This window comes from Paenibacillus sp. B46(2026) (assembly GCF_056786355.1).
Map to the genome: position 1 here is coordinate 5063207 of NZ_CM165907.1, position 24012 is coordinate 5087218.

The 24012-nt window shown below is 47.1% G+C and carries 22 protein-coding genes; 7 read left to right on the plus strand and 15 right to left on the minus strand.

Annotated features, from left to right (window positions below; all coding sequences use genetic code 11):
• Positions 1-231: 231 nt before the first annotated feature.
• The gene (locus tag AC1S8V_RS22575; RefSeq protein ID WP_482070857.1) at positions 232-945 is read right to left on the minus strand and encodes a DNA alkylation repair protein; all 714 of its coding nucleotides are present in this window, start codon (positions 943-945) and stop codon (positions 232-234) included.
• Between the two features lie 190 nt (positions 946-1135).
• Between AC1S8V_RS22575 and mgtE the strand changes: the two genes are divergently transcribed.
• Positions 1136-2506 carry a magnesium transporter gene (gene mgtE, locus AC1S8V_RS22580; RefSeq protein ID WP_482070858.1) on the plus strand — a complete coding sequence of 457 codons (1371 nt, stop codon included), beginning with the start codon at positions 1136-1138 and terminating at the stop codon, positions 2504-2506.
• A gap of 71 nt (positions 2507-2577) precedes the next feature.
• On the opposite strand, the gene mmsB is transcribed toward mgtE, so the two are convergent.
• The 6 genes from mmsB to AC1S8V_RS22610 form a co-directional block, all read right to left on the minus strand.
• Positions 2578-3741, minus strand: coding sequence for a multiple monosaccharide ABC transporter permease (gene mmsB, locus AC1S8V_RS22585; protein ID WP_482070859.1), 1164 nt, complete (start codon positions 3739-3741; stop codon positions 2578-2580).
• Positions 3710-5275 (minus strand): multiple monosaccharide ABC transporter ATP-binding protein, encoded by a 1566-nt coding sequence (mmsA, locus tag AC1S8V_RS22590; RefSeq protein WP_482074552.1) that lies wholly within the window; start codon positions 5273-5275, stop codon positions 3710-3712. The genes mmsB and mmsA overlap by 32 nt, the downstream gene beginning before the upstream one ends.
• A gap of 21 nt (positions 5276-5296) precedes the next feature.
• Positions 5297-6382: a multiple monosaccharide ABC transporter substrate-binding protein gene (gene chvE / locus AC1S8V_RS22595; protein WP_339186070.1), complete on the minus strand. Its 1086-nt coding sequence runs from the start codon at positions 6380-6382 to the stop codon at positions 5297-5299.
• Positions 6383-6699: 317 nt separating this feature from the next.
• Complete coding sequence (locus AC1S8V_RS22600; RefSeq protein ID WP_482074553.1) at positions 6700-7950, minus strand: response regulator; 1251 nt, start codon at positions 7948-7950, stop codon at positions 6700-6702.
• A gap of 50 nt (positions 7951-8000) precedes the next feature.
• Positions 8001-9869 carry a cache domain-containing sensor histidine kinase gene (locus AC1S8V_RS22605; RefSeq protein WP_482070860.1) on the minus strand — a complete coding sequence of 623 codons (1869 nt, stop codon included), beginning with the start codon at positions 9867-9869 and terminating at the stop codon, positions 8001-8003.
• Between the two features lie 91 nt (positions 9870-9960).
• A complete protein-coding gene (locus AC1S8V_RS22610) occupies positions 9961-10968 on the minus strand; it encodes a substrate-binding domain-containing protein (RefSeq protein ID WP_482070861.1) in 1008 nt (335 codons plus the stop codon).
• Between the two features lie 203 nt (positions 10969-11171).
• Here AC1S8V_RS22610 and AC1S8V_RS22615 point away from each other — a divergent pair, with 203 nt between their 5' ends.
• On the plus strand, positions 11172-11753 hold the full coding sequence (locus AC1S8V_RS22615; protein WP_482070862.1) for a LysE family translocator: 582 nt from the start codon (positions 11172-11174) through the stop codon (positions 11751-11753).
• Positions 11754-11772: 19 nt separating this feature from the next.
• The gene (locus AC1S8V_RS22620) at positions 11773-12549 is read left to right on the plus strand and encodes an AraC family ligand binding domain-containing protein (RefSeq protein WP_482070863.1); all 777 of its coding nucleotides are present in this window, start codon (positions 11773-11775) and stop codon (positions 12547-12549) included.
• A 127-nt stretch (positions 12550-12676) separates the two neighbouring features.
• On the opposite strand, the gene AC1S8V_RS22625 is transcribed toward AC1S8V_RS22620, so the two are convergent.
• On the minus strand, positions 12677-13249 hold the full coding sequence (locus AC1S8V_RS22625) for a hypothetical protein (protein ID WP_482070864.1): 573 nt from the start codon (positions 13247-13249) through the stop codon (positions 12677-12679).
• A gap of 169 nt (positions 13250-13418) precedes the next feature.
• Between AC1S8V_RS22625 and AC1S8V_RS22630 the strand changes: the two genes are divergently transcribed.
• Complete coding sequence (locus AC1S8V_RS22630) at positions 13419-14087, plus strand: phosphatase PAP2 family protein (RefSeq protein WP_482070865.1); 669 nt, start codon at positions 13419-13421, stop codon at positions 14085-14087.
• A gap of 79 nt (positions 14088-14166) precedes the next feature.
• Here AC1S8V_RS22630 and AC1S8V_RS22635 read toward each other — a convergent pair whose 3' ends face one another.
• From AC1S8V_RS22635 to AC1S8V_RS22650, 4 genes are all read right to left on the minus strand, one after another.
• The gene (locus tag AC1S8V_RS22635; protein WP_482070866.1) at positions 14167-15273 is read right to left on the minus strand and encodes a Ger(x)C family spore germination protein; all 1107 of its coding nucleotides are present in this window, start codon (positions 15271-15273) and stop codon (positions 14167-14169) included.
• Positions 15274-15279: 6 nt separating this feature from the next.
• Positions 15280-16779: a spore germination protein gene (locus tag AC1S8V_RS22640; protein WP_482070867.1), complete on the minus strand. Its 1500-nt coding sequence runs from the start codon at positions 16777-16779 to the stop codon at positions 15280-15282.
• Entirely contained in the window at positions 16776-17894 is a 1119-nt protein-coding gene (locus AC1S8V_RS22645) for a GerAB/ArcD/ProY family transporter (RefSeq protein WP_482070868.1), read from the minus strand. The genes AC1S8V_RS22640 and AC1S8V_RS22645 overlap by 4 nt, the downstream gene beginning before the upstream one ends.
• A gap of 211 nt (positions 17895-18105) precedes the next feature.
• Positions 18106-19539 carry a glycoside hydrolase family 1 protein gene (locus AC1S8V_RS22650; protein WP_482070869.1) on the minus strand — a complete coding sequence of 478 codons (1434 nt, stop codon included), beginning with the start codon at positions 19537-19539 and terminating at the stop codon, positions 18106-18108.
• A 112-nt stretch (positions 19540-19651) separates the two neighbouring features.
• Between AC1S8V_RS22650 and AC1S8V_RS22655 the strand changes: the two genes are divergently transcribed.
• Together AC1S8V_RS22655 and AC1S8V_RS22660 are read left to right on the plus strand one after the other, a co-directional pair.
• Entirely contained in the window at positions 19652-20569 is a 918-nt protein-coding gene (locus AC1S8V_RS22655; protein ID WP_482070870.1) for a helix-turn-helix transcriptional regulator, read from the plus strand.
• Between the two features lie 73 nt (positions 20570-20642).
• Positions 20643-21458, plus strand: a complete 816-nt coding sequence (locus AC1S8V_RS22660; RefSeq protein ID WP_482070871.1) for a class I SAM-dependent methyltransferase — start codon at positions 20643-20645, stop codon at positions 21456-21458.
• A gap of 99 nt (positions 21459-21557) precedes the next feature.
• Here the strand turns inward: AC1S8V_RS22660 and AC1S8V_RS22665 are convergent, their stop codons facing one another.
• From AC1S8V_RS22665 to AC1S8V_RS22675, 3 genes are read right to left on the minus strand one after another with little or no spacing between them, the layout of a single operon-like run.
• A complete protein-coding gene (locus tag AC1S8V_RS22665) occupies positions 21558-21710 on the minus strand; it encodes a hypothetical protein (protein WP_482070872.1) in 153 nt (50 codons plus the stop codon).
• A 58-nt stretch (positions 21711-21768) separates the two neighbouring features.
• Complete coding sequence (locus tag AC1S8V_RS22670; protein WP_482070873.1) at positions 21769-22218, minus strand: hypothetical protein; 450 nt, start codon at positions 22216-22218, stop codon at positions 21769-21771.
• On the minus strand, positions 22193-22495 hold the full coding sequence (locus AC1S8V_RS22675; protein ID WP_482070874.1) for a hypothetical protein: 303 nt from the start codon (positions 22493-22495) through the stop codon (positions 22193-22195). The genes AC1S8V_RS22670 and AC1S8V_RS22675 overlap by 26 nt, the downstream gene beginning before the upstream one ends.
• A gap of 203 nt (positions 22496-22698) precedes the next feature.
• On the opposite strand from AC1S8V_RS22675, the gene fabV reads away from it, so the two are divergent.
• On the plus strand, positions 22699-23892 hold the full coding sequence (gene fabV / locus AC1S8V_RS22680; protein WP_145323875.1) for an enoyl-ACP reductase FabV: 1194 nt from the start codon (positions 22699-22701) through the stop codon (positions 23890-23892).
• Positions 23893-24012: the final 120 nt, after the last annotated feature.

The window sequence follows — 24012 nt, forward strand, 5'->3', positions numbered from 1 at the left end:
TGGAATGCTTAATGCTATATAAGTTGAACTAAATAATATTTACACTGGCCACTCCGATGACAGAACAACCTTCCGATCGCTGTTATCCCCAGATTTTTTGATTCCTTTTATAAAGGGGAAATCCGGGGATAGCATATGCTTCCGATGCAGCTTTCTTTCAGAAAGCTTTTAGGCGAGCACTTTGCTTCTTCAGGTTCTTTCTGTCCTCTCCGTTTCGTGTAAATGTTTAGTTCAATTTATATAGGAGGTAACCCGCTTCTTCACCTTTCGTTTCATACTGCGGATCATCTGCTTGCTCTCCAGATCAACGCGATAAGATTCCGTGATTTTCTGAAGTGCCTTATTATACGTAAAATCGTCCAGGGTATTATGCTTCAGATAACGCATGGTCACTTCATCTTGTTTCACATAAGCCATCGAGATGGCCCAAGCAACCGCCATTTTTACATAATAAGCCTCATGCCGGATCTGATCCAATGCGGTTAGAACCTGATCGATATATCTCTCATCCAGATAAAAATTCAACAGCATTACCACGCCAAACCGGATTTCATATTCCTGATCTGATCTCAGATAGGGCTGCAAGAACGCCCACATGGGCTCCGAATGGACCTTCGTATATTTCAGTCCTGCACAGAAGCTGTCGCACACCGACCAATTGTCGATCTTCGGTACAAATGTTTCAATGGCCTTCAGCAGCTCATCCAGATCGGCCTGTACATGTCCAATGACCATTGCTTGCAACATCACTTCTTCAAAATATTCATCCTCTGCCGTTTCCAGATACGTGCGCCAGTCCCCGGCAGCAATCTGTTTGGCAATCTTTCGTAAGACTGGCAATCTCACACCTAGTACATTAGTGATATTAGGAATGAGCGCAGCTGAGAATTTCTGATATTCCGGCTCAGCCAGGCTGAGCAATTGTGTTCTGATATCTGCTTCCACTCGCACATGTCCTCCTCTTTTGTTGCTATAGAACAAGTATATCCTTGCAGCGACTGTTTGTAAGCTCATATCGAATGTTTGAGCAAGATTACAATATCATTTTTGGTACTCTCTTTTTCTCTTCGTTGTTTAACCGCCAACCCAATTCGTTTAAAAGTATGAAGCTAACCTTTTAGAAAGGAGTGTCGATATGAAAGAATCTGATTCCAAGAAAGATTCCTCTGTTGAAGAGATCACCGGACAACTCGTACAACATGTCCAATCGCGGAACCTGCACGATTTCTATAAATTGGTGAAAGAACTGCATCCCTACGACCTCTCACTTGTATATAAAAAGTTCCCTGAAGAAGAAACCAATCGGTTTCTGCTCCTGTTCAAACCCGATGCTCTGGCGGATCTCGCCGAGACCTTGAAGCTGCACGAACAGATTCAACTGTTTGAACGACTTGGGCCGGAACGAACACTTGAAGTCATGCAACAGATGGACAAAAGTGATCTGATTCGGTTCATGCACGATCTGCCCGCCAAACGCAGAGAAGAATTGCTGTCCAATATGAACCTGGACCACTCTGCCATTATCCGGTCCGTGCTTAATTACCCGCCGGAGACGGCAGGACGCATCATGACAGATCAATATCGGACCCTGCTCGCTCATGAGACAGTCAAGGAAGCCTTACGACAATCACAAGGTACCATGCATATCTCCGCCTCCAGTTATCTCTATGTAACCGATAATGAAGGCAAACTGGTCGGTGTCGTAAGTTATCGATCCCTTGCCTTGGCTGACGATAAGACCCAGGTTGAAGAACTGATGACCCGGAGGGTGATCCATGCAACAGTGGATATGGACCAGGAAGAAGCAGCACAGCTTCTGCAGCGTTATGAGTTTATGGCACTTCCGGTGGTGGATGAGAATCACAGGTTATGCGGTATCATCCAAATGGATGATGTTATCGATATTATTATGGATGAAGCAAGTGAGGATTTGGCCAAGATGGGGGGCGGCAGCAAGGATATCGATTTTGATACCAAACCACTTGTGGCCGTCAGACGCAGACTTCCCTGGCTCATTCTATTGCTGCTGATTGGTCTAATCTCGGGAAGCATCGTGGATTTCTTCGAGGATACACTCAATCAGGTTGTAGCACTGGCATTCTTCATGCCGATGATTGCAGGTATGACGGGGAACACGGGAACACAATCTCTGGCTGTTGTGGTACGCGGACTGATCGGACGCAAACTCGACAAAGCCACCGTACTCGCACTGATTGGTCGGGAGATCAAAGTAGGCACGATGATTGGTTTGGTATGTGGATTACTGATTACTGTCATCGCTTATTTCTGGCAAGGGGACTGGCTGCTGGGCGCCATTATTGGGGTATCTCTGTTCCTCACTCTTGTCATTGGTACACTGACCGGTACATGCATCCCGCTTCTGCTTAGTCGTTTCAAAGTCGACCCGGCTGTTGCCTCTGGCCCATTAATCACCACATTGAATGATATCTTGTCCCTGTTTATCTATTTTGGGATTGCCACACGTTTCCTCGATGCCTTGATGTAAATAAGTTGTGCATACAACAAAACAGACCTGATCCTGATGAGATCAAGGTCTGTTTTTCATTTTATCAAGTATTACGCCGATCTTTTATTTTTATTATAGATATCAAACGCTACAGCGAGCAGTAGTACCAATCCCTTAATTCCCTGCTGCCAGTCAATACCGAGACCAATCAGGGACATCCCGTTATTCAGCACACCCATAACCAAACCACCGATGATGGCACCAAATACCGTACCTATGCCCCCTGAAGCGGAAGCACCACCGATGAAGCAGGCCGCAATGGCATCCAGCTCGAAGTTGGTACCCGCTCTTGGCGTAGCCGCATTCAGACGTGCGGCGAAGATCAACCCGGATACCGCGGCAAGTGTACCCATGTTCACGAAAACCCAGAAGGTTACCTTTTTCGTTTTGACTCCGGACAGACCTGCGGCCTTCTCATTACCTCCAAGCGCATACACATGCCGTCCCATGACGGTTCGATTCATAACGAAGGAGTACACAACGATCAGGACAAACAGCAGGACCAGGATATTCGGAATACCCGCATAACTTGCGAGTACAAATGTAAAAAGATTTGTCACGACAGCCACCACAATCAGCTTGAGCAAAAACAGTCCCTGTGACACGACCTCGAATCCATATTTTCGCTGGGAACGGCGTTCCCGCAGTTCATTGACAATGTACCAGACGGTGAGCACAAGACCCACAATGATGGATATCAGACCGAAGCCTGAGAATTGAATGTCCGCCAGGAAGCCCGAGCTTATTTTCTGGAATCCACCCGGAAAGGGAGAGATGGACTGCCCCTCCAGCACAATCATCGTCAAGCCGCGGAACAGCAACATACCTGCCAGCGTCACGATAAATGCCGGAATTCGCACATAGGCGATCCAGAAGCCTTGCCATGCACCGATCAAAGCGCCAACCAGCAAAGAAGCGATGACCGCAAGCCAAGCCGGAAGCTGCCAATCAACCATCATGATCGCGGCAACGGCACCGACAAAGGCTGCAATGGAACCGACAGACAGGTCAATATGCCCGGTAATGATGACCAGCACCATTCCGATCGCCAGAACCAAAATGTAGCTGTTCTGCAAGATCAGATTCGTAATATTAATCGGCTTGAGTAACAGCCCACCTGTCAGTACCTCGAACAAAAGCATAATCACTACCAAGGCAATAATCATGCCGTATTGACGGATATTATTTTTGAACAGTTTTGTTATCATTTCCATGCTTGCCGCCTCCAGACTTGGTCATATATCTCATCAACGTTTCCTGCGATGCTTGCTCCCGGCTGACTTCACCGGTGATTCGCCCGGCATTCATCACATAGATCCGGTCACACAGGCCAAGAACCTCCGGAAGCTCGGATGAGATTACCAGTACGCCCTTGCCTTCAGCAGCAAGTCGATGAATGATCGTATAGATTTCGAATTTCGCGCCCACATCAATACCACGGGTAGGTTCATCCAGAATAAGAATATCCGGTCCGGCAAAAATCCATTTGCTGAGCACCACTTTTTGCTGGTTGCCTCCACTCAGATTACCGGTCTTCTGCAAAATACTTGGTGCTTTGATGTTCATGCTTTTCTTCATCTTTTCCGCCACCAGTACTTCTTCGCGCTCGTTCACTACCGCGTTTCGCGTCAGCTTGCTCAGACCCGTTAAGGAAATATTGCGCTTGATGTCATCCATCAGAATGAGTCCGTATTCCTTGCGGTCTTCTGTCACATAAGCAAACCCATTCTGAATGGCCTCCGTGACGGTATTGTTATGGATCGGTTTACCATTCTTGATGAGCTGTCCCGAAATATTCCGGCCATAGGATTTGCCAAAGATACTCATGGCAAGCTCGGTACGCCCAGCGCCCATCAGCCCGGCAATACCTACAATCTCACCACGTCTGATATTCATATGGATCTGATCCAGTACCTTCCGCTCGGCATGATGTTCGTGATATACCGTCCAGTCCTTTACCTCAAGGATAACTTCACCTATGGTGGCATGACGCTCCGGATAACGGCTGGTGAGATCACGTCCTACCATTCCGCTAATAATCCGGTCCTCCGTCACGTTTTCCTTCTTCATATCCAATGTCTCAATTGTCTTGCCATCCCGTAAAATGGTCACGGAATCGGATACCTTGGATACCTCATTCAGCTTGTGTGAGATCAGGATACAGGCGATGCCCTGTTTCTTGAATTCCAGCATCAATTGCAGCAGATTTTCACTGTCGTCCTCGTTCAGCGCAGCGGTTGGCTCATCCAAAATAAGCAGCCGTACCTTTTTGGAGAGCGCTTTCGCAATTTCGACCAGTTGCTGCTTGCCTACCCCGATGCTGGATACCAGCGTGTTTGGATTTTCACTCAGTCCCACCTTCGAGAGCAGTTCCCGTGTACCTACAAAAGTTTCCTTCCAGTTGACAATTCCTCTGCTGGCACGCTCATTGCCCAGATATATATTTTCCGCAATCGAAAGGTAGGGGATCAGGGCCAACTCCTGATGGATAATGACAATTCCCAGATCCTCGCTCTGCTTAATATCCTTGAACTCACAATTTTTGCCCTGAAATAAAATGTCGCCTTCATACGTGCCATGTGGATATACACCACTCAGTACCTTCATCAACGTAGATTTACCTGCGCCATTTTCACCGCATATGGAATGAATTTCGCCTTCACGGACTTTCAGATTCACATTTTCCAGCGCTTTGACGCCAGGAAAGGTTTTGGTGATGTTTTTCATTTCCAGAATGATTCCGGCCATGGAATGTGCTCCTTTCATTCATTATTTCAGTCCGATTTCTTCCTTCGTGTAATACTGTGTACCCACGATATCCTGCTCCACATTTGTACGGTCCACGGAGATCGGATCCAGGAGATACGCCGGAACAACCTCAATTCCGTTGTTATATGATTTTTTATCATTAACTTCCGCCTGTTTTCCTTGCAAAATACTATTGGCCATCTCTACCGTTTTCTCCGCTAGCTTCCGCGTATCCTTGAACACCGTCTGCGTCTGTTCCCCGGCAACAATCGACTTGATCGAAGCAAGTTCGGCATCTTGACCCGTAATGACAGGCAGCGGCTTGTTCGAGGTACCATAACCGATCCCTTTCAAGGATGAGATGATACCAATACTGATTCCATCATAAGGAGATAACACTGCATCCAGATTATCACCTGAGTAATAGGCACTCAGCAGGTTATCCATCCGTGACTGGGCCAGTGCACCGTCCCAGCGCAAAGTCGCAATCTGGGCCATCGTCATCTGCTTGCTGCGTACGACCAGCTTGCCGGAATCGATGTACGGCTTCAGGACAGACATCGCGCCATCGAAGAAGAAATAGGCGTTATTATCATCAGGAGAGCCACCAAACAGCTCAATGTTATACGGTCCTTTTCCATCCTTAAGTCCAAGTTTTTGTTCGATGTAGGAGGCTTGAAGCACACCCACCTTAAAATTGTCGAACGTGGCGTAATAGGTCAAGTAAGGCGTATTACGAATGAGCCGATCATACGAGATCACTTGTATCCCTTCGTCATGCGCTTTCTTGATTACATCCGTCAGCGTGTTGCCATCCACGGATGCAATCACCATCACATCCACACCTTTGGTGATCATGTTTTCAATCTGTGAAATCTGATTCTCGACCACATCCTCAGCATACTGAAGATCGGTTTTGTACCCCTGCTCCTGAAACAGACGGACCATGTTCTCCCCGTCTCCCACCCATCGTTCTGATGATTTGGTTGGCATCGATATACCGACATATCCCTTTTCCTTGCTGCCTGGGCCACTCTCTGCCAGATTGCAGGCCGAGAGCATCAAGGTCATCACCAAAAGCCAGATGAGCATTGCTCCTTTTTTCATATGAAGTTCCCCTTTCCTCACGTCATACGGTTCTGAATGAGTTATAAGATAACGCTTACAATGCATGTAGTGCATCCTGTTGCTTGCTGTTCCTGTCTGAGACCAATGGTAGCATTGGAGATGCCGCAAGGTCTTTGCACGTTTTGAACCTTTTTTATAAAAATTTAACTTTTGATGGAAACGCTTAAAGTACAATTGTGACCCATGAGATACCATACCAGAGACAAAAAAAGGACATGCTCCACTTCGCTTCACACGAAGTAGAACACATCCATCTCATTTATCACACGTCTGAATGAACAACTGTAATACGATATTTAATTCGCGGAAGGATGATAAGCTGTCCCCCCGTTCTTTCGATACTGCACTGGTGAAATGCCCATTTTTTTCTTAAATGCAGTGCTGAAATAATGTTGGGTATCATAACCTACACGCTCAGCTATGGTGTGGATCGGCAGTGTTGTTGAGTCCAACAGCTGTATAGCCTTGCGAATGCGAGCATGCGTGACAAGCGTGACAAAGGAATCATTCAGCTCTTTCTTCAGCACACGACTAAGATATACAGCAGATACTTGTAGACGGGAAGCGAGCGATTCCAGAGTCAGTTCCCGATCGGCATACTCTTCGTGAATAAGTTGTCTTGCCCGGCGCACCAGAGGCGACAACTGCACTTCCCCGTATACCCGTTCACGGCAATGACGGTACGTATCCGGCGTTTCTTCCAGTGTCCCTGCATGTGTCTCCACATGAGCATGAATGGCAATATTCAGGCAAGAACTGATCTGTTGTTCCAAAAGAGACTCTATCTCTTCAGGGGCTTCCTGCCACAGACACATGCCGATCAAGCCGCTTACGTCCCGAAACAGGACATGTGGCACGTCCCCCAGCAGTTCACTAATTATATTTTCCACTGCAAACAGAAACAACTGACGATCATTCTCTCTCAGTATCGTCTGACGAGCTTCAGCGGCAGGCCAGCGTACAACCCCGATCTGCACAGGTGGGGCGGCGGGCAACCGTAAAAACACAAGCTGCTCCGTCAAATTTCTTCCCTCAGCCTGCCCTTCCAGCCATTCCAGCATAAATCGCTGGCGAAGCAACGGGATATTACGTTCAATCTGATGAGCTGCCTGTTGTACATATGCCGTCCTCTGGTGCTCTTCAGTAAGTCGCTGATGCAATCGCTCAAGTGCAGCATGTAATTGTTCTGCTTGCACAGGCTTTAAGATGTAATCCTCTACGCCAAGACGAACCGCCTCCTGCGCATATGCAAATTCATCATGTCCCGAGATGATCAGGTAACGACAGCCCGGGCACTTCTGCTGAAGGGCACGGATTAGTTCGATTCCGTTCAGGAACGGCATATTCATATCAACGAGAACAATATCCACACCTAGGTCAGCCGCCCGTTCCAGCGCTTCCTCTCCATCTTCCGCTTCACCTACAACCTCCATCCCAAGCGTTGTCCAGTCAATGGCATCCCGAATCCCCTCACGAATGATCGGTTCATCATCAGCGATGAGCACGCGGTATTTCTTCGCCACATGGCTATCCGGCGTAATCTCCATTACTGTGGTTGATGCGGATGTCTCATCTGTGGAAGTTGTCACGGTCGATTTCATGAATTTCCCCATTCACTCTCCTGCCTCTCTTCGTTATTGATTTGCTTGGTTGGTGGGAGCTCTCGCATCAACGGATGACTGATGGTCACACTAGTCCCTTCCCCTTCCTGGCTCTCCAGCACAATACCGTATTCATCGCCAAAGGACAGCCGGAGACGGGCCTGCACATTCAACATTCCATAACTTTTGCCTGTCATCCCAGGCGAAGACGCTTCCAAACTTGCCAAAGGAGCTTCGAGCAGATGCTGCATCTCGGCAAGCCGTTCGTTGGACATGCCTGCTCCATTATCCTGAACGGTCAGCAGCAGTCTGTTATGTTCCAATCTGGCCTCCACCCGAATGTGTCCCGGCCCACGCCTGCCCTTGATTCCATGATAGATTGCATTCTCTATCAGGGGCTGAAGCAGCAGCTTTAACACAAAAAGATCCCGCAGTTCCTCTGGAATATTCAATGTATACTGAAGACGATCGCGGTATCGTGTCTGCTGAATTTGCATATAGCTGGTCATATGCTCAATCTCGGAATGCAGCGGAATGTAATCCTGTCCTTTACTAAGCCCTATGCGAAATAATCGAGATAACGCGCCAACCATGCCGGATACATCTTCTGCACCCTCTTTGCGTGCCATCCAATGAATCGTATCCAGGGTATTGTACAAAAAGTGTGGTTTGATATGCTCCTGCAAACTTCGCATTTCAGCGTCGCGCTTCTGCCGTTCCCGCAATTCATTAAGTGATATCAGTTGTCGAATCTGTGCCAGCATTCGGTTATAACTGTTGCCAAGCATGCCAATCTCGTCAGCGCGATCACTCCAGCGGCCTGGTCTGAGATTGCCGGTCTCCGCCCTGCGCATGTAGGACATGAGCCGGAAAATGGGCTGAGCAATGGAACGGGAGAACCATAAAGAGGCGCTCAGGCCAAACAAACACACCACAAATACAAAACTAACCACGTAAAACTGGATTTGACGTACTTCGGATATCGAGTCTCTTGTGGGAAATACCCCTACCGTTCTCCAACCCGTAAAGGTAGACGACTGATACATGAATAATAACCGTCCACCTTCTGTTTCGGCGGTAAATGTTCCACTCTCACCGGAGGGGAACCAGTCTGTGGGGATGTGTTCTATTAGAGGATGCTCCGGCTTATATACACTTTGACCTTCTGCATCCGTCACCATCACATAACCGGATTTCCCCAAGGTTACATTACGGGCAGCCTGAGAGACGGACCTTAGTTTAAGATCAATCATAATAACGCCCCGCACACGTCCTGACGCTTCATCCGTTATGGAACGTGCAACCGATACAATCTCATCATCCTTGTACCGTACATGTGTCGTGAGATTACGCTCTTTCGGCTGACCCAATACCATGAAGATGCCCGGATTGACCGAAGCTTTTTGGTACCAATTTTCCTGGATCAGGCTCTGTTCCGCTCGGGGATACATCTCGTTGCTAATATAGTCACCACTTGCATTGACGAGAACAATTCCGGCGATTTCAGGATACAACGTTGTGAACCCCTGCAAGGTTTTTTTGATGCTATATAACCGATTTTGCTCCGTTTCGGTAATTGTGTCCCTGTTCATCGATTCGATGCCTGCATCATCATTCGGTGGCATTTTGTCGTTCATAAAAGCATCAATATCCGGGTCAAATGCAATCAGATAGGTCATGTTTTGCAAATTCTCCATTTTGCTGTTCAGAGCTTCATTCACTTTGCCAATCAATTGCATGGTATGCCCTTCAACCTGTCGCTCAACTACCCGCTCCACCGTCCAGTTCACAAGCAACCCAAGCCCTACGGAAGGTACAATGGCGAATAGCAGAAAAAGCAGCATCAGCTGGTAGCGAAGGGGCATATTACGCAAGCGTAAACGCCGAATCCCATTCCTGAAAGTTGAGAGAATCGCTCTCCTGCTCCAAGGCCTTGGACTCTTGAAATCTCCCTTGTTATTTGGCATAGTAATCATCCACATCCGAGCGTGTCACCACAGAGATCCCTGTGTCCACCATCACGGGAAGCGGTGCATTTTCACCGGATGAGGATGGGGCAGGAACCGTTAACTGATGATGCAGATGGAACAGATATTGGAGTGACCAATATCCCATATTCCAGGTTCCCTGTGCAATCGTAGCCGAGATCGTACCATTCTTGATCATGTCCAATGTTGCCTTATTCGTATCAAACGAAATAATCTGCAATGGATGTCTGTCCCCGGCAGTTTGAACTGCTTCCCCCGCCCCTGCTCCTCCGGTAGCTTCAGTCACAAAAATACCCGCCAGCTCCGGATGTTCCTTCATCATTCTCAGTGTTTCGTCTCTGGATACCATCGCATCACCATGTCCGTCTGCAACTTCAACGATCTGCATGGAAGGGTACCTCTCCTTGATCGTATCGCGGAAGCCCTTCGTGCGCTCTTCATGATTTTGTTGTCCAGGCAGGGTTAATACTGCGACCTCTCCCTCACGACCCAGCAGTTCAGCCATTTTATCGGCAGCCATTACACCCGACTTGTAATTGTCTGTCCCAAGAAAAGAATAGGCCTGGCTATCAGGTGCATCCGCGTCGAATAATACAACAGGGATATCTGCGTCGATTGCCTTGTTAATCGCTGGAACTAACGATTGCGGATCGATTGCAGATATGGCAATGCCTGCGGGTTTACGAGCGATGGCCTGCTCAATCACCATGGTCTGCTCCTTCGCATCATACCGGGTAGCTCCGCGATATTCTACAGTCACGCCAAGCGCATCCGCGGCATCCTCGAAACCTTTGAGCGGGCTCTTCCAATACTCCAGCCCGGACTGGAATGTAATCATGATATACGTCTCCCCGATATCGCCGCGCAGCCCCCGGTCCTCCCAAGAACGGTTTACCTGACTGGTGTATTCGAATCTCAACACATACAACGCAAATGCTGAGATTAGCAAAATGTAAACCAGCAGCATTTTTTTCATTCCGTTCACTTCCTCAAGTGGTCTGATCACCTTGTACTTCGTTTAAATTGTAAACGCAATCATTCAAAAAGAAAACTCCCCCTTATCTTTTAAACGGAAGCCCCTGTTGCTAACGGTGTATCTGCTGCAATAATGTACTATATGATTTTCCCCTCTGGACGTATGATCATGGAACTAGACTACAACCAGAGGAGAGCATCATCATGAATCTTGCATCTTTTTTAATCTACTGCATCGTTGTTACGTTCACCCCCGGCCCCAGCAATATCGTCATTCTATCGTCTACTCAGAAGGTAGGCGCGCGAAAAACAATGCACTATGTGTGGGGAGCTACGCTGGCATTTGGTCTGCTGCTTACCGCTTCAGCTTTTCTCAATCATCTTCTTGCCGGAGTGTTGCCTGGAATCCTGAAGGTGATGCAGATTGTCGGCGGCCTGTATATGGTGTATCTGGCCTACCAGATCTACAAGATGGGTACCACCGAGGCTGCACCGAAACAAGTTACCGGATTTTGGAACGGTTTCATCATGCAATTTGTGAATCCAAAGGTGGTCTTGTTTACTTTCACTGTCATTCCAAGTTATGTATTGCCCTTTTATCAAAGTTCATTTTCTTCGTTTCTGTTCGTGCTGCTCATTACCTTCATTGGTTTTCTGGCCTATTCCAGTTGGGTTGTTTTTGGCACGGTTTTCAGAACTCTGCTGAATCGGCACCAAAAATTACTGAGTATTCTCATGGCGCTTTTTTTGTTATACTCAGCCATTATAGTATCCGGATTGATCTAAAGCTTGGGAGGTGTGCTGCATGGAACGGTTTAACTATAAAAAGTCGCAAGACGTGCTGGCACTATCCGCCAGCTTTACTGATTTTGCATACAAAAAACATTGCCACGAAGAGTATGCGGTTGGCGTAACGCTGCGCGGCATTCAACAATACAACCTGGACGGACAATATCAGGCTTCTCACCAAAATGGTGTCATGTTGTTTAACCGTGAACAGTCCCATGATGGAAGCTCCTATGATAAGGCTGGCATTGATTATGTGATGCTGTATTTGAAGCCGGATTTGGTAGAGGAGATTATAGGCAAAAAGGAATTGCGTTTTGGAAGTCCCATCGTCTATGATCCCGAGCTTGCACGTAAGATCCTGATGCTGAACGACGCCGTTCAACTCAGACAGGATGAAGCCGAGTGCAGCGAACGGGTCTTCGATCTGGTTCACCTGCTGGCTCAGAAGGAGATGGATACCAAGCTCTGGTTGCCTCAGGACAGTCTGGTTCGAAAAGCCAAGGAAATCATGTTTTGCAGCACCGAAAATGTGCTCAAGCTGGACAATCTGAGCTCCGAATTTGGCATGTCCAAGTTTCAATTTATCCGTGAATTCAAGGCACATGCAGGCATATCCCCCTACCAGTTTTTCTTAAACTGCAAGGTGGAGCGTGCCCGTCAGTCCATCGAAACACACAAGGACGTCTATGCAGCTGTTGCCGATTGCGGATTCGTTGATCTGACCCATCTGAACCGGCATTTCAAACGGGTATTTGGTATCACGGCTTATGAATACATGTTGCAGCTGAACTAGTTCCATCGGATCGATAATCTCGACTCCAAATGGATACAAATTTGACGCCACTCCTGAAAATCCCCGTATGGAACGTCAATGTATCTTAACGCTCTGTACGGGGATTGGCTTCTTTTTCGTTGGGCAATCAGATTCTTCTCTTTCGTCTCCAGACCCACACGACTGCCAACGCTGCCAATAAAATGACTCCGCCATATAAGATGAGATAGAAAGGCCCAGTTCGCCCACCATCATTGGTTTCTCCAAAATCTTCTTCATTTACAACCTTGCCCGCGCCAAGCAATTTCAAATCGTCTCCGGCTTGTTCGACAGGAACATTGCCACTGCACAGATTCGTATGCAGCCTGTTGTCTCGTTCATCCAGACTGGCAAAGATCAGGTAAGACTGATTCTTTTCAAATTGAATGCCACAGGAGTCAGACCCTCCGTCCTTCCCCACAATTTTCATCTTTTTGGCACTGACTCCCTTCCATGCAGAATCTACATCAAAGGTATACTCTCTTAAGATGCCGTCATGCTTCGATTGCTGAGACTCGCCTTTCTTCACCACTTCTCCTGTAAATACCGTGGTATACGTTTCCAACCTCTTTTGAACATCACTCTCGACACAGCTGCAAGCATACACTTTCTCTCCGGGAAATAGAGCTAACCCAGACGTAACCAACAGTAAGACCAACATGCACATCATCAACCGCTTCATTCCGCCCGTTCCCCTCCTAGATTCTCTGCTTGAACAACCGTTGTAAAGGTTACCTATTTTTATTGCTGCTATATTTATTGTAAAATTATAGCACAATACGAATATCGTTATGTCCGACATACGCAAGGACACAACATACGAAATCAACCATCACGGAGGAACTCAACATTTGATACACAACTGGAAAAAAAATATCTCATTCCCGCTGCTCGTTGCAGCGTTATGCATGATCGCCTTTGTAAGCATCGCCCTGTCCATCAGCGACAACCAGATTCATCGATTTGATGATACGCTGATTGGCTGGATTCAGGAGTTGGAATCTCCCGGTATGACACAATTCATGCACCTTTTTACCTGGATCGGCAGCGAAATGCCTGTGGTCTTCATTACCATTATCGCCATGATTGTGTTATACGTTTGGATGCGACACAAACGCGAACTGCTCTTCCTGGCTTGTGTGCTCGCCGGTTCAACCCTGTCAAATGCATTGCTCAAACTGGTATTCCAGCGTGCCAGACCTACCATTAACCGGATCATCGAAGTGAGCGGCTACAGCTTCCCCAGCGGACATTCCATGGCCGCATTTAGCCTGTATGGTGGACTGGCCTTTCTGATCTGGAAACATGTTCCTACCGTCGCCGGACGTGTGCTTATGATTATTGCCAGCGCCGTATTTATACTGACCATTGGTATAAGTCGTATCTACTTGGGTGTGCATTATCCAAGTGATATCGTCGGCGGATATTTCTTGAGTGGTTGCTGGCTCTCCACATGCATATGGTTTTACCGGCGGCATTTGGAGCGCATGTCCCAACTGCAAAGCAGAAGACTGGCATAGACGGCTTGCTATTGTAGCAGACAAAGGAATCCCCGGCTATTGAGATAGCCGGGGATTCCTTTGTCTTATTTCTTTAATCTTATTCCTGAATTCCATCCTGTACGAGGTTCAGATCCACATGTAAGCGAATATCCATGGCAGAATAATTCTTGTAGAATGTCTGGCTATTCCAGTGACGGGTACGGCTTTTCACATAATCTCCGAAGCCTACAGGGTCCACATGTTCGGACTGAAATTTCTGAACCAGTCGATTGATTTCCGCTTCCATATGTTGTTGGATCTCACGCTCCAGAGCTTTCATATCGTTGCCCGATAAGAGAAAGTCATTTTGTGAGTCTTTAATGACGGAAGCACTGATCCGAATGCTCGTATCCAAAGTCTCGGACTGTGGATCAGAAGACCGATGCTTTACGGATGAAGACAAAATTTTAAGCAATGCATAGTGAGGTTCTTTCGGAGAGGATTGTGTCAAGTTCGGAACATCTGTGATGGGCACCAGAAACTTGCCGTTTTTAGCGTTCTCTGTCAGCAATTTCAAGCACAGTCCCTCATCCTCATTGATCTGAAGTGTGGCCTTCTCGCCCTTGAATATAACCAGACCGTTCAGTTCAATTTTCTGTTGGTCGTTAAGGGTGAGCCTTGGAAGATAAATATCCTGACCCTTGCTAAAATACTGGAACAACGTCTGATGCAAGCTTGAATGAGGCAGATTCGCATAATTGGAATTTTGCTCAATCAATTTCATCAGATATAACGGATCGTGAAAAGGCATGGAAGCCTTAATAATATCGAGCGCCTTGCCTTCAGCAACCGCAAGTTGCATCCGTCTGGACACCTTTGTATTGTGAGACAGAATATGCAAAATATTCCCAATCTCATGACGTGCATACGTTTCCCCGAGTACCATCACTCTCAACTGACCGTATTCAATAGGTTCCTTCGATTGCATGTTCATCCTTGACACAACGTCAAAACTATTCGATGAATCGATCTCCATCAATCTGACATCACTCATGTCCTTGTCGATGTATTCACCAATCAGCACACTGTTATGAACATGGTTATCTTGCAGATCATATGCGGAGGTTAGAACAAGACTGATGTTGTTGATGATATTGGTGTCTTTACAGGAACTGAGTAGAACTATGACGGTTACGATGAACAGGATTTTACCTATACGTGTCATGTCCAATCACTCCTCGTCCAGACGATTTCTTCGATGCACTTTACTTGGCTTGTAACGAATGAGGGAGAGTGGCCTTAAATAACTCGGACGAGTGTTCGTCTGTTCATAGGATGCGCGAATCAAGCTGTCCTTAAGATCGTTGAACCGCATGGGGAAAAAGGGTGCCATGTACGGTGACCCCAGTGACTTCAAGCGTGACAGATGAACCAGCAGAACACAAAGTCCAATCGCAATGCCAAACGCGCCCCAGAGTGAAGCGAGCAGAATAATCGGAAAGCGTAAAAAACGAATCGCATTCGACATTTTATAGATGGGTGTGACAAAGGAAGCCAGCGCAGACAAGGACACAATAATAATTAATACATTACTTGTGAGCGCAGCTTCTACAGCAGCTTGTCCCAGAATAATGCCACCCACTACGCCAAGCGTTTGTCCGATACGATTCGGTAGTCTCGCTCCGGCTTCCCGCAAAAATTCAATCGTCGTTTCCAGAAATATCGCTTCAAAAAAAGGTGGAAAGGGTACACTTTGCCTGGTCGAAATCAATTTGCCCAAAAGCTCTTTAGGCACAACTTCGTAGTGAAATGTCATTAAGGCAACATATAGCGCCGAGGCGAATAGGGAGAAGATTACCCCCAAGATGCGGATCAGGCGAAAAAAGGAACCCAGCGCCCAAGGCAGATAATAATCCTCCGGAGAGACAAAGAAATCAAACAACGTCGATGGGCCTGTTATAAAAGAGGGAGAGCCATCACTAATCACCGCCACCTGGCCTGTTATGAGCGCATAGATAACTCTGTCCCTGCGTTCCGTTGTGGTAAACAGCGGAAAAGGCGTGAACGAATTGTCTGAAATCAATTGATCCAATTGTGAGGTATCAAATACAACATCAAAATCAATGGCCTTCAGTCTCTCTTCCATCCTGGTCACGTTGTCAGGATTGACGATGCCTTCCACATAGAGAATGGCCACTTTGGATTGGGACAAGGACCCTACCGTTATTTCCTTTACAATCAGATTGGTTGTGCGCAGCTGCATGCGAATCAAGTGCAGATTCACTGGCAAGGATTCCACGAAACCGACTTTTGGACCTATTACACTGAACTCATTCTCCGTATCATTGTCACTCCGAATTCCCTCCTTTCCTGTCATAGGAACGAGAATAGTCTCCTGTTCATGAGTATGGCATCGAATCAGCAGATTGCCCTGAAGAAGAGCCTGCAACACTTCATCGCTCTGATCCGTAACTTTCAGTTCCTCCAGAGGGATATGGGTTATCAGATCGTGAAGACTCACTACGGTGTCAGCAGCAGTGCGCTCTTGCAACGCATGAATTACAACTTCCAGCAAATGACTGTCTACCAGCGTTTTATAATAGCAACATTCGAGTGGCAAACTGCCGATGGTTATATCACGTGTCATGAAATCATCGGAACGACCACAGGCTGCAAGCACATCCGTAACGGACTCCAATCTTTGCTCTTGAGTATGGGCAGATAAGTTCATTCTTCATCTCCTTTGTCCGCGCTATTTGTTGTGTCCTTCGTGGGGGAGAACTGACCCTGATTGATTCGGAACAAGGAGAATAGAAAAAGAAGCGGAAGATACATATAGATCAACACTTCTCCGATTCGCATATACACCTCTGTCATCATCTCAATCTGGTTGGTATCTCTAATGATCAAGATTAAAATCACGAAGATTACCACAGCGAACTTCAGACCCAGGGTGGGTCTGATCGACCTCTCTAATTTTAGACAATGACAGGCCGCCCATAGCCCCAGCGTAATAATCGCTAACATTTTCAATAACCAGAAAGACAAGACCAGATACTCCATGCGTTGGATCAAGGGCAATTCGATAATACTGATCAGATTGAGTGTGGGCCACAGATGCTCTTTCATTTGTCCGTGACTGAAGAACATAAAGGCAAATGTGAAAAAAACCAAGTACACCACTGTGGCGGTAATGACTGCAGCATAAGCCCATTTAATCGAACGTTCGGGTGTTCGGATAAAGGGATAAATGACCAGCAGAATACCGCAGCCGATAAATTCGTGGAGCATATCCCGTGTTGAAAGCCAGATGGAGGAGGCATCATGATCCAAAATCGGCAGCAAATTGCGAGGATGTAAATAGGATGACACCAGAAGAATTTGTGGAAAAACAAGCACGAGAATGAACAGGGTTCCCCAAAGACACATACCTGCTACCGACTGTATCCCGCCAGCCACGCAATAGTAGGCTATTACCAATATTGCCAGACTGATTAACCAGGTATTTTGGGTAGGTAGAACCCATAATTGAACAATATGAACATAGGAAAGGAAGGCCACAGAAGAACCCAGCACAAAGTACAACATAAAAATCCAGTTGATGATGGAGCCTGCGTACCTGCCCCAATAGCGTTGATTGATGTGTACAAGCGTAGCTTGGGTCGGGGATTGGCGTCCCAGCAAAACATACATCATTTTAATAACTCCGGCTACAATAAAAGAGGCAATCACAATGCTGATCCAACCATCGTTCTCTGCCCCGTGAAGCATCTTATATTGAAAATTCATCAAACCAACACTGACCAAACTGACATATAACACAAAAAATATATGAATGGGCGACATATTGTAGCGGTTCCCAGACGCGTCCACAGAAATCTCACCTTTCTAAAATCAGTTATCAACGATTCCACAGTGTCCGTAAAGTAGATTTAAAATATCATAGTTAAGTTAGTCACTTTAGTTCAGTATGTAAATAAATCTGCATTTTATGCACCACAATACAAAAACCCGCCTGTCCCATGCATAGGAACAAGCGGGTATTGATTATGCTAAATTATAACTCTTCACCATTGGATTCGATAACTTTTTTGTACCAGTGGAAGCTCTTCTTCGGTGTTCTGCTTAAGTCTCCGTTACCATCGTTGTCCTTGTTGACATGAATGAAGCCATAACGCTTCTTCATCTCTCCAGTGGATGCACTAACCAGGTCGATACATCCCCACATGGTGTAGGCAATCAGATCTACGCCGTCAGCTACCGCTTCTTTCATTTGTTCAATGTGACCTTTCAAATAATCAATGCGATAGTCATCTTGAATGGAGCCGTCTTCCTCTACCACATCGACAGCACCCAGACCGTTCTCAACCACCATCAGTGGAATCTGATAACGATCATACAGATGATTCAGCGTGTAACGCAGTCCTTTCGGATCGATCTGCCAGCCCCAGTCGGAGGCTTCGAGATATGGATTTTTAATACCGCCAAGCAGATTGCCTTCTGCTCTTTCCAGCGTCTGATCCGCACTTTCAACCAGAGACATGTAATAACTGAAGGAATAGAAGTCTACGCAGCCTTCACGCAGGGTCTGTTCGTCTCCCGGTTGCATCTCGATCTGGATACCTTCTTCGGCGAAGAAACGTTTGGCGAATCCAGGATACGCTCCACGAACCTGTACGTCACCACAGATCATGTTGGACAGCTGGTCTTTCTTCTGTGCAAGCAGCATGTCGTCCGGATTACATGTATTGGGGTAGGTTGTCATGAATGCAACCATACAGCCAATCTTGAACTCAGGGTTGATCTCATGTCCCAGCTTCACCGCTTTGGCACTTGCGACGAATTGGTGATGCAATGCTTGGAAGCGAGTCTGTGGATCATCGATACCATCCGTCAATGACTCTTTGCCTTCGAACAAGATACCTGCACCCATATAAGCGCCCATTGGCATCGTGAGGATGTTGATTTCGTTGAACGTCAACCAGTATTTGACCTGATCCTTGTACCGGTTGAAGAGGGTTGTACAATAACGGATATAACAATCGATGACTTCACGGGAAGCCCAGCCGTTATACTTCTGTGTCAGACCAAATGGCGTTTCATAATGGGAGATCGTTACGAGCGGCTCGATATTGTACTTTTTCAACTCGGCAAAGACATTATCGTAGAACTGCAATCCCTCTTCGTTTGGCTCCAGATCGTAACCGTTCGGATAGATCCGGGACCAGTTGATGGACATGCGGAACATTTTGAAGCCCATCTCTGCCATCATGGCAATATCTTCTTTGTAATGTCCGTAAAAATCAACCGCTTCATGGCTCGGATAATACGTGCCCTCTTCCAATACAGGCGTAATCCGGCGTGGAATCGTGTGGGTTCCCCCTGTCATCATATCAGACGTGCTTGGCCCCTTGCCACCCTGGTTCCATCCACCCTCGAATTGATTGGCAGCCGTTGCGCCACCCCAGTAAAATCCTTCTTTCATTGTCATGATCAGTTCCTCCTTCATATCTCAACAAGACTATATGACCAGTGTACCATCCATACCCTGACACCTATTGTCATGGTATAATCAGAGCATGGAAAATAACCGACTATTTCGAATGTTGCTTTTGTTATTGGAGAAAAAGAAAGCCACTGCACCCGAACTCGCCCGTATGTTCGAGATCTCTGTACGTACGGTGTACCGTGATATCGACCGGCTGAGCGCTGCTGGCATCCCCGTCTATACCACGACAGGCAAACATGGCGGCATTCATCTCATGGACAACTATGTCATGGACAAGTCGCTGCTGTCGGAAGAAGACCAGAATGAAATTTTGATGGGACTATACAGCATCAGTGCGATTCCCCACCTTAACAGTGCCCATATGCTGCAACGGTTAACCGCCCTGTTTGATCACAAGCTGGACTGGATCGAATTCAATTTCTCACCATGGGGCAGCATCCCCCTGCAAGAGAGAGAACTGTTCAATCAGGTGAAACAGGCCATATTAACGAATCAACTGATTACGTTTCACTATATTAATTCGGATGGTGAGAAGAGCAACCCGACCGTGGAGCCACAGAAGCTTATATTCAAAAACAGTACATGGTACTTCAAAGGGTATATTCATGATGATCCTGACCGGAGAGAATTCGAGACATTCAAGATGAAACGGATTACCCAGTTGACTTTTCTGACGCGAAAACATGGTCATCCCGTCACTGCAGAATCAATCCATCCTGAATCAGAGGCTGCCACCGCCCTGACGCCTCTGACCCTCTCATTCTCTAGCAATATCGCATACCGAGTTCATGATTTTTTTGAACCGTCTCTCATTACAAAAGAGCCTGATGGCAGGCTGCGTGTGTCTCTCGAACTGAATGTAGGGGAATGGCTATACTCTTTCCTCTTATCGTTTGGTTCCGAGTTGACCGTAATTGAGCCGACTCATGTTGGACATGAGTTGCTCAGACGTCATATTAAAGCTGTTGAACATTTGCGGAACGTCATGAACAAACAATCCGACAATGAATGATATAATATAAGCCTGTACAACTTTTGATCACAGCAGACTCTCCGTCATCCATCTGACCAAAGGAGGTTTATCCATGCAAGACATTAGACGGAACAATGTGGAACGTTTCAAAGGTTTTGGTACGTTATACGATCAGAACCGACCAGCTGCTCCCACTGAAGTGGTGGATATTCTAACGACATATCTTGGAAGCACACCGCGTATGGTCGCCGATGTTGGCTGTGGCACCGGCTTATCCTCGTGGATCTGGCTTAATGAAGCTGAACGCATCATCGGTTTTGAACCCAGCGATGACATGAGGTCTGTAGCGGAGTCCAAGTGGGAATCTGCGGGCAAGCCGGATAACCTTCGGTTTGTGTCCGGCTTGTCTCACGACCTCGGACTACCAGATGGCAGTGTGGATGTGCTGACCTGCTCGCAATCGTTTCACTGGATGGAGCCGCAACCCACACTACGCGAGTTTGCACGTGTACTTCGTACAGGGGGCATCTTTGCTGCTTATGACTGCGACTGGCCGCCAATGCTGGACTGGGAGCTGGAACAAGCGTATCTGCAGCTGAATACGGAGGCAGATTATCGAGCGTCCAGTCTCGCTCCCCAAGAGAATCAGGCACACAAATGGAGCAAGGATGGGCATCTGCAGCAGATTCAGCAGTCTGGATTGTTCCGCTATGTTCGGGAAATTGTGTTTCATCACCACGAGACATTCACGGCCGATCGTTACGTCAATCTGGCCTTGAGTCAAGGCGGCTTGCAAACGGCGTTGAAGCTCGGAGCGGATGATCTATTAACAGCTGCCGACGAGTTCAGAGGGCTGGCTAATCGTGTATTTGACGGAGAATCCAGAACAGTACTCTTTTCTTATCGAATGCGCCTTGGTATTGTCTGATAGCAGAACATTGCTTGCATCTCTCGTACATACCAAATGAAATAGGGAGGACCCACACGTCATAAACATGACCTGTAGATCCTCCTTTTGTCTACATCCTCAGGAGGAGAACAAGTCACTTAATTGTCCTTCCTGTACATTCAATGCTAAAACCAATTTTGTCGGGTCTTGTCTTGAATAAATGACGTTAATGATATGACCTTGCTGCACCTGCGGCAGCGCAGACGATAAAATCTCTTTTTGAGTCGTCACATTGAAGGTTTCACCGTTCGTCTTTGTTATGCTGAGTTTGAGCTGAAGCTTGATCTTATTACTGCCTCCGCTTCTCGCTGATCCTCGGACACCACAGCCATTCCTTCATATAACGGTTCAAGCCGCATGACATGCTGGGCGGATTCAAAATAAGGCAGACACGCAAGCGCCCGCTCCATGAAAACTTCGCGATCTCCATGCGCAAGAGCCAAATGGCTCTGCCAGGAAGCGCCAGCTCACTGAGACTGGCTGCATGAGTTAATACATCTACACAGGCCATTTTGGAGCGATAATATTGTATGTTATAGAACAAGAGCGCCTTGACTAAAGGACGCGGCAGATCAATATCGTCTGGACGACCGTATTTCTCCAGGTAAAAATTAAGGTAGGACGTATGTATATACTCATGAGCTGTTGCATCGTTTAATTGCTGATAATAAACTGCCTTCATCAAGGCCGTTGTCAGCTCTACGATCAGCGTGTCATCCCGATCGATCTGCCAGCGCATGCACCGTATCTTCGGATATCGCCGACGCTGGAACGGACATTTGTTCGAAAATGGCCTTTGACCGTTCGAGTGTTTCTTTGTCCTGAGCCGCAGCCTTTAGAATATAGGAAGGGGATACCCCAAGACGCCCGGCGATGGCTTCTGCCAAGTCCTCAGGGAGCGGATAACGTTCCGCCAGAATATTTGCAAAATGGGCCTGCGTGACCAGACCTTCCACAAGGTCTTTACGGGAAATCTGTTTTCTTTTGCTTAACAGTTCAATGCGTTCTTTCAGCATGGTTTCCCTGTCCTTTCTATCCTAACGAGCGAGTACATTCTATCCACATCATCGCAAAATTAGAGATATAACACCACCCTTGCGGCGAAATCAAACGAAACGGTTTCCGTTTCCGAGGTAATTGTTTTACAATAAGGAGGTATGTATACGAGCATTTTATCGAAATGCTGAAACATGAGCTGAATATGAAAGGATGCAAATAAATGATTATTAAACCAAGAACACGTGGTTTTATTTGTACCACTTCCCACCCTGTAGGTTGCGCTGCGCAAGTGCAGGAACAGATTGATTATGTGAAATCCCAGCCGGAGCTGAAAGGACCACGTAATGTGCTCGTGATCGGTGCTTCCACCGGATACGGTCTGGCTTCACGCGTTGTCTCTGCTTTTGGAGCGGGAGCAAATACGGTCGGCATTTACCGTCCAAGCAGTTCCACAGAGAAACGCACGGCTTCAGCAGGCTGGTACAATTCCGCCGCATTCGAAAAAGCTGCTGAAGAAGCAGGCCTGAAATCGTACAGTATTACTGGTGATGCATTCGCAAACGAAACAAGAGACAAAGCCGTTGAACTGATTCGCAGTGAACTCGGTCAGGTGGATCTGGTCGTATACAGCGTAGCCTCGGCACGCCGTACTGATCCGAACACGGGTGAAGTATTCAACTCTGTGCTGAAGCCTATCGGACAATCCTATACGAACAAAACGGTGAATTTCCACACAGGCGAAATCAGCTCCGTTACCCTTGAGCCGGCAAACGAAGAGGAAATTCGTCAGACGGTAACGGTTATGGGTGGAGATGATTGGGAACTGTGGATGGATGCCCTGCAACAAGGCGGGGTGCTTGCTGATGATGCAACAACGATTGCTTTCTCCTACATCGGTCCTGAACTGACCCATGCCATTTATCGTGATGGTTCCATCGGTCAAGCCAAGAACCATCTGGAAGCAACTGCACACAAGTTGAATGATCGTCTAAGTGCAAAAGGTGGACGTGCGTACGTAACAGTAGCCAAAGCACTGGTGACTCAATCCAGCTCCGCGATTCCAGTGGTGCCGCTATACATCTCAGCATTGTACAAAGTCATGAAAGAAAAAGGCTTGCACGAGGGCTGCATCGAGCAATTGCAACGTCTGTTCGCTGATCGCCTGTATGCGGGAGGAGAAGTTCCAACCGATGCCGAAGGCCGCATTCGCATTGACGATTGGGAGATGAGAGCTGACGTTCAGGAAGAAGTGGCGAAGCTCTGGAATGAGTTGACCACAGAGAACATCTACGATCTGTCTGATCTGGAAGGTTATCGTCGCGAATTCTTCCAGCTGTTTGGTTTTGAGACAGATGGTGTGGATTATGAAGCAGATGTTGATCCGAACGTTGAAGTGCCCCATCTGGTGAACTAAAGAAGTTTTGGCGTGGACGTGAACCTAGGTTTTCGTTAGCACTTCTGGTGTAATGCTAGAGATGTGATTTTAAATTCAATGAAGGAGGAGCCCTTTGGCTCCGCCTTTTTTGTCTTTTTT